This is a genomic window from Bacillus pinisoli, assembly GCF_023036475.1.
GTDB classification, from domain to species: Bacteria; Bacillota; Bacilli; order Bacillales; family SA4; genus Bacillus_BS; species Bacillus_BS pinisoli.
The window spans coordinates 338155-349292 of record NZ_JAJQKI010000002.1 but is presented as its reverse complement, the minus strand read 5'-3'; the positions used below and the strand labels follow the sequence as shown (position 1 = coordinate 349292).

Genomic DNA, 11138 nt, shown 5'->3' with positions numbered 1-11138 from the left:
CGATTTAATGATATTTATCTATTCTTTCATGATAAAGACTATGAACGGTATTTAGTAAGAAGATGTTAGATTAGGTTTTTCCTTTTCTAAGGTCCTCAGAAGTTTATTTAACAAATACAAATTGCTGTAAAGGATATTTTAGGTCAATTGGAGAATAAATATTCATACGAGAGGAGTGGGAAATTGATTCGAGAAACTATTAAGAAGTACCCTGTTCATTTAAGGAAACTAGAGGCATTATCACGAAGGTTGAACCCAAACCATATAAATTTTCAAAAAGTAGTCGACAACTTCGGGAGACAAAAATCAGGTTATCAAGGTGAGAGAGTATTAGATTACCATTTGAGTTACTTACCTGAGAAAGAATATGTTATTTTGCATGGATTAAGGTTTTTTGATGGTATAGGATTCTTTCAAATTGATGTCCTTATTCTTTCGAAGTACTACTTTCTTATACTTGAGGTTAAAAATATAAAGGGCACTCTCCTTTTTGATCCAGAATTCAACCAGCTAATTCGGATTGAGCAAGAGAAAGAAGAGGCGTTTCCGGATCCTTTGTTACAGGTAGATAGACAAAAAAGATTGTTAAAGAATTTTTTGAGTGCTCATATTAACATCACTGATATCCCCATTTATACTCTTGTTGTGATTAGCAATCCCTCTACTATTATTAAAGCCACTACTGCGAAAAAACAAATCCTCCAACGTGTTATTCATAGTGCGAAACTCCATTTGAAAATTGAGGAACTAAATAAATTATATGTTAAAGAAATATTGTCAGCTAGTGAAATTCAAAAAGTAGGCAAACAGTTGGTTAAAAAGAATCAAACATTAGATTCAGACCTTCTTCAATATTATGAAATAAAGCGAACGGATATCTTAAAGGGTGTTCAGTGTCCTGAATGCTTGAATATTCCTATGTGCAGATTTCATAGTAATTGGGTTTGTCCAAAATGTAATAATAAAAGCAGAATGGCACATATTCCTGCATTAGTGGACTATAGCTTATTTTTTGGAACGTGTATTACGAATAGACAAGCCCGTAATTTTTTACAAGTATCCTCGAACAATGTAGTAAGATACCTACTTTCCTCACTTGATCTTCCAACCACAGGTAAGAATAAATCAAAGACATATAATCTAGCCTATTTACTAAGTAAATAACCCTCACTGCCCTGTCGAAATATTCAACATTTTTCGAATTCTTATCTACCTTCTTCTTTTTACTATCGAATTTACTTATTAGGTGATAAAATAAATAGACTAGGAGTTAGGAGTGATATTTTGCTGACTAGCATGACTGGTTTTGGACGTGTGCATAAGCAGTTTACGGATTACTCGATAACAGTTGAAATGAAGTCGGTAAACCACAGATTCTGTGAAGTTAATATTCGAATTCCGAGGCAGATCATGCTGATGGAAGAAAAAATTCGAAAGTCCATTCTTACATACATACAACGAGGACGTGTTGAGGTATTTATCAGCATCGAAGGTAATATCTTGTCAACAAAAGAGTTACAAGTTGAATGGGAACTTGTTGATCAATACTATGATGCTCTCACTGAGGCACGGAAGAGATATAATTTAGTCGGAGAACCCATAACGGTGGAGGAATTATTCCGACACTCAGAGTTTACTCAGATTGTGGAAAAAGAAAAGACGCATCCCCAGCTTGAGATGGATTTATTAGATATAGTGGAGAAGGCGGTTCTTCAGCTTAGAGAAATGAGACAGGTAGAGGGCCAAGGACTACTTAAAGACATTAAACAAAACCTTACCTTCATTGAAGAAAGTGCTAAGCAAGTTGAGGAGTTAGCGCCATCCGTTGTGTCATCTTACCGTGACAGACTCCATAAAAAGATTGTAGAGTTCACGGAGGGGCTTATTGATGAAAATCGGATTCTCAATGAGGTAGCTATTTTCTCTGACAAAACTGATATTAGCGAAGAATTGACTAGAATAAAAAGTCATCTTTCTCAGTTTTACAAAGCACTTGATGGTGATGAGCAGGTAGTGGGAAGAAAATTAGACTTCCTTGTTCAGGAATTGAATCGAGAAATTAATACGATTGGTTCCAAGGCAAACGATGTTTTCATTGCTGAACATGTTGTTAATATGAAGACGAAACTTGAAAAGGTTAAAGAACAAGTACAAAACATTGAATAAATGGCTTATATTCCTTGAAAAACAAGGTTAGAATAGATTTGTGACTTTAGGAGGAAGAAATGAGTATAAAGCTAATCAATATAGGTTTTGGGAACATTGTATCAGCCAATCGTATTATTGCGATTGTTAGTCCTGAATCTGCTCCTATTAAGAGAACGATTCAAGAAGCAAGGGACAGAGGAATGCTGATTGATGCTACATATGGAAGACGTACAAGAGCTGTTATTATTACAGATAGTGAGCATATTATTTTATCTGCCGTGCAACCGGAGACTGTTGCACAACGCTTTGTAAATAAAGAAGATTTATCTGATGAAGGGTAGGTACATGTAACTGATGAATGAAAGAGGGCTACTAATTGTCCTTTCGGGACCATCTGGTGTGGGAAAAGGGACTGTAAGAAAAGCAATTTTTGAACAAGAGAACACAAAACTGCAATACTCTATTTCCATGACTACCCGAAAGCCTCGTGAAGGAGAAGTAGATGGTGTTGATTACTTTTTTAAATCACGTGAAGAGTTTGAAGATTTAATAAAAAAAGATAAGCTTCTCGAATGGGCTGAATATGTTGGTAATTACTATGGAACTCCTGTGGATTATGTAGAAGAAACTCTTCAAAAGGGGCAGGATGTGATGCTTGAAATTGAGGTCCAAGGGGCATTACAAGTTCGTAAGGCTTTTCCGGAAGGATTATTTATTTTCCTTGCGCCACCAAGTTTAAATGAACTGAAAAGTCGTATTCAGACAAGAGGTACAGAATCTGAGGATCTTATTAATAACCGTATGACGGTTGCTAAAGAAGAGATTGAGATGATGGATGCCTATGATTATGTAGTTGAAAATGATAAAGTAGAACTTGCATGTGATAGAATAAAGGCAATCGTTGTGGCTGAGCACTGTCGCCGTGAACGAGTGGCTATACGATATAAACGAATGCTGGAGGTAGAATAATATGTTATATCCATCAATTGATAAGTTAATGACGAAGGTAGATTCAAAATATAAACTTGTAACGGTTGCTGCAAAAAGAGCAAGGAATCTTCAAGATAAGGAAACTCTTCTACTGGATAAGACAGTCTCTCACAAATATGTGGGTAAAGCGTTAGAAGAAATTTCAGCTGGAGTATTAGGAATTAAAGCGCAAGAAGGAAAGACAGCGGCAGAAGAAACACAAGAATTCTTACGATAACAACCTAAGTGTAGGTTGTTATTTTTTTCAGGCTGGTTTTGTTAAGAAAACAAGTTCTCCATGTCTTGGTTCTTAATATAGACTGTTTAAAGGTACTTCTCACTGTCTTGCAAGTAGGGGAGGTATGGTTAAACGGTGCTTGAGCCTTAAAAGTATAGATAAATAAAAGTGGACTTGGGCCCTATTTAGGAAGTATAGGGTCAGATCCACTTCTTTCATAATAGGGGGGATTCGCTTTGAAGAAAAATATTTTGTTATGTGTTAGTGGGGGAATTGCCGTATATAAAGCAGCCGCTCTTACAAGTAAGCTTGTCCAAGCGAACTTTAATGTGAAAGTCATTATGACTGAATCTGCAACTGAATTTGTGACACCCTTGACATTCCAAGCTTTATCTCGGAATCCTGTTTATACTGATACGTTTGATGAGAAAGATGCAAATGTCATTGCTCATATTGATTTGGCAGACTGGGCTGATATAGTGATTGTAGCACCGGCAACAGCTAATATTATTGGGAAATTAGCAAACGGAATTGTAGATGATATGCTAACCACTACTATTTCTGCTACAAGGGCCCCTGTATGGGTTGCTCCAGCCATGAATGTACATATGTATGAAAACGCTGCTGTTAAAAGAAATATTGAGATTTTATATAATGATGGTTATCGATTTGTTGAGCCTTCTGAAGGTTATTTAGCATGTGGATATGTTGGAAAAGGAAGACTGGAAGAACCTGAGAAAATAACCAGTTTAGTTGTTGATCACTTTACACTTCCAGAACAACGCTTAAAAGGACTATCCATTCTAGTAACAGCTGGACCAACGAGAGAAAAATTGGACCCGGTTAGATTCTTCTCTAACTCATCCTCGGGCAAAATGGGGTTTGCGATTGCTGAACAAGCTGCAAAGTTAGGCGCAGATGTTACACTTGTGACAGGGCCTACCCATCTATCAACTGCTATGAATGTAAAAGTAGTTAGAGTAGAGTCAGCAGAGGAAATGTATCACGAGGTTATGGAGCATTTTCCGAAAATGGATATTGTCATTAAATCGGCAGCTGTCTCAGATTATCGTCCAGTTCATGCAGCAGATCATAAGATGAAAAAACAAGAAGGACCTCTTATTCTAGAATTTGAAAGAACGACTGACATATTAGGAACACTTGGCACAATGAAAGAGGACAAGCTACTTGTAGGATTTGCTGCAGAAACAGATCATGTAGAAGAATATGCGCGAAGAAAGCTCGATGGAAAAAATCTTGATCTCGTCGTTGCTAATAACGTAAACGAAGAGGGAGCTGGATTTCAAGGTGACACTAATATCGTAACCCTCGTGGGAAAAGATAACTCGGTAAAAAAGCTTCCGATTCTATCAAAAAAGGAAGTAGCTCTTGAAATTTTAGTAGAGGTTGAAAAACTTTGGAGAGAGAAGCAATGAATATTGCAAAGGTAATTGTGGATGTTCCAGCAAGACAGACGGACCGGGCATTTGATTATCTCATTCCTGAGCAGTATCTTGGACTCATACAACCTGGTGTCCGGGTAGTGGTCCCATTTGGACCTCGCAGCCTTCAAGGGTTTGTTGTAGATATAGATTCTTCATCGGATATAGAGAAACTCAAACCTATACAAGAGCTATTAGATATTGAACCTATCCTTAATCAAGAGCTTCTGCAATTAGGAGGTTGGGTAACAGACCAAACTTTAAGCTACCAAATATCTTCCTTTCAAGCCATGTTACCTGCCGCATTAAAAGCAAAGTATGAAAAAGAGGTAGAATTGCTAAAGCCTGATCTTTTTTCGTCTATGCCTTCTTTACTTCAAGCTTTGTTTCAAAGAGGACTAACTGTTCCATGGTCTGAAGTAGAGAATAAGCCTAATCTAATTAGACTTATTCAAAAAGAGATTAAGAACGGTCTTGTTGAAATTAATTACGTGGTGAAAGCAAAAGGAAAGAAAAAAACACATAAAGTTCTTTATTTAAACTGTTCTAAAGAAGAAGCTCTACAATTCTTGGACTCTATGAAGGCCCAGGCAGCTAGGCAAAAGGAAGTTCTAGAATATTTTATTACAAACCAGTTAGATAAAGTGCCACGTATCTTTTTAAAGCAAGATTTATCTACAACAGATTCACCTATAAAAGCACTTCTTGAGAAAGGCATTTTAATTGAGAAAGATGAAGAAGTGTACCGAGACCCGCACCAAGATCGTAAGTTTAAAAGAACGACTCCTCTGCCATTAACAATAGAACAAACAAATGCTATAAAGCCCATCTTAGCATCTATTGAAACGAATCAGCATCAAGTATATCTTTTATATGGAGTAACAGGAAGTGGGAAGACGGAGGTATACCTTCAATCCATTGAAGAAGTACTAAAAAAAGGCAAACAAGCTATTGTGTTGGTACCTGAAATCTCACTTACTCCACAGATGGTTGAACGATTCAAGGGAAGGTTTGGTTCTAGTGTCGCTGTCTTGCACAGTGGACTATCCATTGGTGAAAAATATGACGAGTGGAGAAAAATCTACCGTAAAGAAGTAAATGTAGTGGTTGGCGCTAGATCTGCTATCTTTGCTCCGTTTGAAAATCTAGGTATTATTATTATCGATGAAGAGCATGAATCGAGCTATAAACAGGAAGAAAACCCAAGATATCATGCAAGAGACGTTGCCATATATCGCGGGAAATATCATGATTGTCCAGTAGTATTAGGTAGTGCAACACCTACTTTAGAAACATTTGCGCGGGCTAAAAAAGGACTGTATGAGTTACTACCTTTAACCAAGCGGATGCATGATAAGGGGATGCCAGACGTTGAAATTGTCGATATGCGGGAAGAATTGAGGCAAGGGAATCGCTCGATGTTTTCTACTCCTCTTTTTGAAAAGCTACAAGATCGTCTTCAAAAGGGAGAACAGACCGTTTTATTTTTAAATAGACGAGGGTACTCAACGTTCATCATGTGTCGCGATTGTGGGTTTGTCGTAACGTGTCCTGAGTGTGATATATCTCTGACATACCACAGGTCACAACAATTAGTAAAATGTCATTATTGTGGGTATGAGGAACCTGTTGTGAAAAACTGTCCCTCTTGTCAAAGCGACCACATACGTTTTTTTGGAACGGGGACACAAAAGGTTGAAGAAGAGATTGGAAAGGTACTTCCTGAGGCCCGTATTATTCGAATGGATGTAGATACGACAAGTCGAAAAGGTGCACATGAAAAGCTATTAACTGCTTTTGGCGAAGGAAAGGCTGATATTCTCCTTGGCACACAAATGATTGCCAAAGGGTTAGATTTTCCTAGAGTTACTCTGGTTGGTGTGTTGACGGCAGATACCATGCTACATTTACCCGATTTCAGATCAAGTGAAAAAACGTTTCAGTTGCTAACACAAGTAAGTGGACGGGCGGGCCGGCATGATCTCCCTGGTGAGGTGGTCATTCAAACGTATACACCAGAGCATTATAGTGTGGAACTGGCTAGTCAGCATAACTACCAGGATTTTTATATGCTAGAAATGGGTATGCGGAAATTACACCAGTATCCTCCATTTTACTATGTGACGTTAATCACTGTCAGTCACCCTGAACTTACGAAGGTGGTAGCCATCACGGAGAAAATATCCACCTATTTACGCTCTAATCTTTCAAACCAGACAATTGTTCTCGGACCTTCGGCTTCACCTATTCCACGGATAAAAAATAGATATCGTTATCAATGCATGATAAAATACAAGGATGAACCAAAGCTTAAATTGTATTTAAAGGATCTACTGGAGCATTATCAACGCGAGATGCAACAGGACTTGCAAATTACAATTGATATGAATCCCTATATGATTATGTAGGGATGATCCCAATAGTTAACTCTATGTAAAATGAAAAGGAAAATAACATGAATAAATTAACGATTTTAACCTATCCCAATGAGATATTACAAAGGCGCTGTGAAAAAGTTAAAAGTTTTGATAAAGATTTAAGAATATTATTAACTTCGATGAAAAAATGTATGATTAATGCTGATGGTGTAGGATTAGCAGCACCTCAAATTGGGATTGAAAAGCAAATTGCTATTGTAGAGGATGATGATGGAAATGTGATTCCAATCATTAATCCCGTTATTTTAGAACAGTCAGGAAGTCAAATTGGTCCCGAAGGCTGCCTAAGTTTTCCGGGCCTTTTTGGTGATGTTGAGCGACCATTCAAAATAAAGATCCGTGCTCAAGACAAATTTGGTAAATTCTTTACATTAACAGCAGAAGATTTCTTTGCAAGAGTAATTTTGCACGAAATGGATCATCTTGAAGGCATTTTATTTCCTTCAAAAGCACGAACTCTGTACAATGAAGAAACGTCATAAGGAGGACTTTCATGCTAAAAATTATTTTCATGGGTACGCCAGATTTTTCGGTTCCCGTTTTACAAAGAATCATTAAGGATGGATATGAAGTTATAGGAGTCGTAACACAGCCAGATCGTCCAAAAGGAAGAAAACGTGAACTGACTCCTCCACCAGTGAAGGTTGAAGCGCTAAAACATAATATTCCTGTTTATCAGCCTGAGAAAATCAAAGTTCATGAAGAATATGAGAAGATTATTGCTCTAGGTGCTGATCTTATAGTGACGGCAGCTTTTGGTCAAATTTTACCTAAGGCCTTATTAGATGCACCAAGACTCGGGTGCATTAATGTACATGCCTCCCTACTACCTGAGTTAAGAGGCGGAGCACCTATTCATTATTCCATCATTCAGGGAAAAGAAAAAACAGGTGTAACCATTATGTATATGGTAGAGAAACTTGATGCTGGGGATATCTTATCAAAAGTCGAGGTCCCTATATTAGAAAATGACCATGTCGGGACATTACATGATAAGTTAAGTATTGCTGGTGCTGAGCTATTATCTGAAACGATTCCTCAATTAATAGATGGTTCTATTCAGCCTATTCAGCAAAATGATGCTGAAGCAACCTTTGCTTCTAATATTAAAAGAGAGCAGGAACGCATTAATTGGGACCTTACAGGTGAAGTTATTTATAACCATATTCGTGGCCTACATCCATGGCCGGTCGCTTATACCTATCTTGAAGGACAGGTTCTAAAAGTGTGGTGGGGAGAGAAGCTTCCATTACAATCAGGTGGAAAACCAGGAGAAATTATACGTCTAGATGCCGATGGAATAGTTGTTGCAACAGGTAATGAGACAGCAATTAAGATTACCCAATTGCAGCCAGCCGGAAAAACAAAGATGAGTGGAGAGCAATTTCTTCGTGGGGCGGGAACTGACCTACAAGTAGGGACCATGTTAGGAGCTGAACATGAAAACAACAGCAAGAGTTAAAAATGTAAGAGAAGTAGTAATTGACTTATTACTACAAATTGAAAAAAACCAAGCGTACAGCAATTTATTACTAAATCAAGCTATTAAACAACACCAGGTCACACAAAAGGATATTGGGCTCTTAACTGAGATTGTGTACGGTACAATCCAAAGAAAGTTGACGTTGGATTATTTTATAGCTCCTTATATTCAAAAGCAAAAAAAGCTGGATGATTGGGTTAGAGTCTTATTAAGAATGACAGTCTATCAAATGCATTATTTAGATCGAGTACCAGATCGTGCGGCTATATTTGAAGCTGTTGAAATTGCAAAGAGAAGAGGCCATAAGGGCATTTCCTCTATGGTTAATGGAGTGCTACGTTCTCTTCAAAGAGAAGGTTTTCGTTCATTAGAGGAAATACAAGATCCTGTTGAAAGAGTAGCTGTAGAAACAAGCTTTCCAACCTGGATGGTCGAACGCTGGACGACTCAATATGGACTCGAAGAAACTAGGAAGCTATGTGAAGAAACGTTACTACCTCCTGTTCCCACTGCTAGAGTTAATTGTTCTTCAACATCCATTGAAGAAGTGAGTAAAAAACTTGAAGATGAGGGAATCCACGTCAAGCCTGGTGTGCTTTCTGAAGATGCTATCATGATTGAAAAAGGAAATTTTGCAAACACCAACGCTTTTAAACAAGGATTACTTACGATACAAGACGAAAGCTCGATGCTTGTTGGACGGGCAGTTAGTCCGAAGAAGGACGATTTAATACTTGATAGCTGTGCAGCTCCAGGAGGTAAAACAACACATATCTCAGAATTACTTCACCACACAGGGAAAGTAATTTCAGTTGATTTGCACGATCATAAGGTCAAACTAATTAACGAACAAGTAACAAGACTACATCTAACAAATGTGGAAACACTCGTCATGGACAGTAGGAAACTAGCAGAAAAATATGAGGATGAAACATTTGATAAGATATTAGTAGATGCTCCGTGCTCAGGACTTGGTGTAATTAGACGAAAGCCGGATATCAAATATCAAAAAGACGAAAAAGATATAGAAAGTCTTGCATCTATTCAATATAGAATCTTAGAAGCAATTGCGCCATTATTAAAAAAAGGTGGCACTCTTATTTATAGTACATGTACCATGGATCAAGAAGAAAACGATCAAGTAGTAAAAAAATTCTTACTTTCGCACACTAATTTTGAGAGGGACACCTCATTATTAGAACGGTTACCAGAAAAGATAAGAGGCAATGCTGAACATAACGGGGCACAAATACAAATTCTCCCCCACCATTTTGGGACGGACGGATTTTTTATCTCATCATTAAGGAAGCAGGTGTAAATGTGGAAAAAGAAGCATCAACAAAGACTAAACAGCAAGAGAAAATGAGCGATCAACATACTTCTATCTATTCTTTAAAAATAGAAGAATTAGAGCTTTGGTTAAAAGAAAATGGTGAACCAAAGTTTAGGAGTAACCAAATTTTTGAGTGGTTATATAACAAGCGAATCTCGTCTTTTGAAGAGATGACCAATATTTCCAAGTCACTACAAGAAAAATTAAAGCAACACTTTACATTAACTACGTTAAAAACAATTATTAAACAAGAATCAAAGGATGGTACCATAAAGTTTCTTTTTGAACTTCATGACGGTTATTCGATTGAAACTGTTTTAATGAGACATGAGTATGGAAATTCAGTTTGTGTCACAACGCAGGTAGGTTGTCGAATTGGCTGTACGTTCTGTGCGTCTACTCTCGGAGGCTTGAAACGTAATTTAGAGGCAGGAGAAATAGTAGCTCAAGTAGTAAATGTACAAAAAGCTTTGGATGAAACAGGAGAAAGAGTGAGTCATGTCGTAATTATGGGTATAGGTGAACCATTTGATAACTACGATGCTATGCTTTCCTTCTTAAAAATTATTAATCATGATAAGGCTCTTAATATTGGAGCAAGACATATTACTGTTTCAACAAGTGGGATTATACCTAAAATTTACGCTTTTGCCGACGAAAAAATGCAAATTAATTTCGCGATATCCTTACATGCACCAAATACTGAATTGCGAAGTAAATTAATGCCAATTAATCGTGCCTACAAGTTAGAAGAGCTCATGAAGGCAGTTCGATACTATGTTGATAAGACCGGTAGACGAATAAGCTTTGAATATGGTTTATTTGGCGGAGAAAACGACTCTGTTGCTCACGCTGAAGAGTTAGCTCAACTTATTAAAGGTATTAAGTGCCATGTAAATTTAATCCCAGTAAACTATGTGCCTGAGAGAGACTATGTGCGTACACCAAAAGAACAAATCTTTGAATTTGAACGCACATTAAAAAAGCATGGCATAAACGTAACAATCAGAAGAGAGCATGGCCATGACATTGACGCAGCCTGCGGACAATTGCGTGCAAAGGAGCGTCAAGAGGAGACGAGGTGAAC

Annotated in this window: 11 protein-coding genes; all 11 read left to right on the top strand. The window is 37.5% G+C overall.

Features of this window, described 5'->3' with window-relative positions:
- Positions 1-183: 183 nt before the first annotated feature.
- The 11 genes from LT143_RS04175 to rlmN all read left to right on the top strand — a co-directional run bounded on the left by LT143_RS04175 (position 184) and on the right by rlmN (position 11136).
- Entirely contained in the window at positions 184-1164 is a 981-nt protein-coding gene (locus LT143_RS04175) for a nuclease-related domain-containing protein (protein ID WP_246940097.1), read from the top strand.
- 120 nt (positions 1165-1284) lie between these two features.
- A complete protein-coding gene (locus tag LT143_RS04170; RefSeq protein ID WP_246940095.1) occupies positions 1285-2166 on the top strand; it encodes a YicC/YloC family endoribonuclease in 882 nt (293 codons plus the stop codon).
- A gap of 59 nt (positions 2167-2225) precedes the next feature.
- The gene (gene remA, locus LT143_RS04165; RefSeq protein ID WP_246940092.1) at positions 2226-2489 is read left to right on the top strand and encodes an extracellular matrix/biofilm regulator RemA; all 264 of its coding nucleotides are present in this window, start codon (positions 2226-2228) and stop codon (positions 2487-2489) included.
- A gap of 13 nt (positions 2490-2502) precedes the next feature.
- Positions 2503-3117, top strand: a complete 615-nt coding sequence (gmk, locus tag LT143_RS04160; RefSeq protein ID WP_246940089.1) for a guanylate kinase — start codon at positions 2503-2505, stop codon at positions 3115-3117.
- Position 3118: 1 nt separating this feature from the next.
- Entirely contained in the window at positions 3119-3355 is a 237-nt protein-coding gene (gene rpoZ / locus LT143_RS04155) for a DNA-directed RNA polymerase subunit omega (protein WP_246940086.1), read from the top strand.
- A gap of 236 nt (positions 3356-3591) precedes the next feature.
- On the top strand, positions 3592-4791 hold the full coding sequence (coaBC, locus tag LT143_RS04150) for a bifunctional phosphopantothenoylcysteine decarboxylase/phosphopantothenate--cysteine ligase CoaBC (protein WP_246940084.1): 1200 nt from the start codon (positions 3592-3594) through the stop codon (positions 4789-4791).
- On the top strand, positions 4788-7205 hold the full coding sequence (gene priA / locus LT143_RS04145; protein WP_246940082.1) for a primosomal protein N': 2418 nt from the start codon (positions 4788-4790) through the stop codon (positions 7203-7205). The genes coaBC and priA overlap by 4 nt, the downstream gene beginning before the upstream one ends.
- A 47-nt stretch (positions 7206-7252) precedes the next feature.
- The gene (def, locus tag LT143_RS04140) at positions 7253-7717 is read left to right on the top strand and encodes a peptide deformylase (RefSeq protein WP_246940080.1); all 465 of its coding nucleotides are present in this window, start codon (positions 7253-7255) and stop codon (positions 7715-7717) included.
- Between the two features lie 11 nt (positions 7718-7728).
- Positions 7729-8697: a methionyl-tRNA formyltransferase gene (gene fmt, locus LT143_RS04135; RefSeq protein ID WP_246940078.1), complete on the top strand. Its 969-nt coding sequence runs from the start codon at positions 7729-7731 to the stop codon at positions 8695-8697.
- Entirely contained in the window at positions 8675-10036 is a 1362-nt protein-coding gene (gene rsmB / locus LT143_RS04130; RefSeq protein WP_246940076.1) for a 16S rRNA (cytosine(967)-C(5))-methyltransferase RsmB, read from the top strand. Before fmt ends, rsmB begins: the two co-directional genes overlap by 23 nt.
- 44 nt (positions 10037-10080) lie before the next feature.
- The gene (rlmN, locus tag LT143_RS04125; RefSeq protein WP_246940395.1) at positions 10081-11136 is read left to right on the top strand and encodes a dual-specificity RNA methyltransferase RlmN; all 1056 of its coding nucleotides are present in this window, start codon (positions 10081-10083) and stop codon (positions 11134-11136) included.
- Positions 11137-11138: the final 2 nt, after the last annotated feature.

Bases quoted from the DNA above. Each gene is read 5' to 3' on its own strand.
- remA (WP_246940092.1), top strand. From the start codon at position 2,226: ATGAGTATAAAGCTAATCAATATAGGTTTTGGGAACATTGTATCAGCC.
- gmk (WP_246940089.1), top strand. From the start codon at position 2,503: ATGAATGAAAGAGGGCTACTAATTGTCCTTTCGGGACCATCTGGTGTG.
- rpoZ (WP_246940086.1), top strand. From the start codon at position 3,119: ATGTTATATCCATCAATTGATAAGTTAATGACGAAGGTAGATTCAAAA.
- priA (WP_246940082.1), top strand. From the start codon at position 4,788: ATGAATATTGCAAAGGTAATTGTGGATGTTCCAGCAAGACAGACGGAC.
- def (WP_246940080.1), top strand. From the start codon at position 7,253: ATGAATAAATTAACGATTTTAACCTATCCCAATGAGATATTACAAAGG.
- fmt (WP_246940078.1), top strand. From the start codon at position 7,729: ATGCTAAAAATTATTTTCATGGGTACGCCAGATTTTTCGGTTCCCGTT.
- rsmB (WP_246940076.1), top strand. From the start codon at position 8,675: ATGAAAACAACAGCAAGAGTTAAAAATGTAAGAGAAGTAGTAATTGAC.
- rlmN (WP_246940395.1), top strand. From the start codon at position 10,081: ATGAGCGATCAACATACTTCTATCTATTCTTTAAAAATAGAAGAATTA.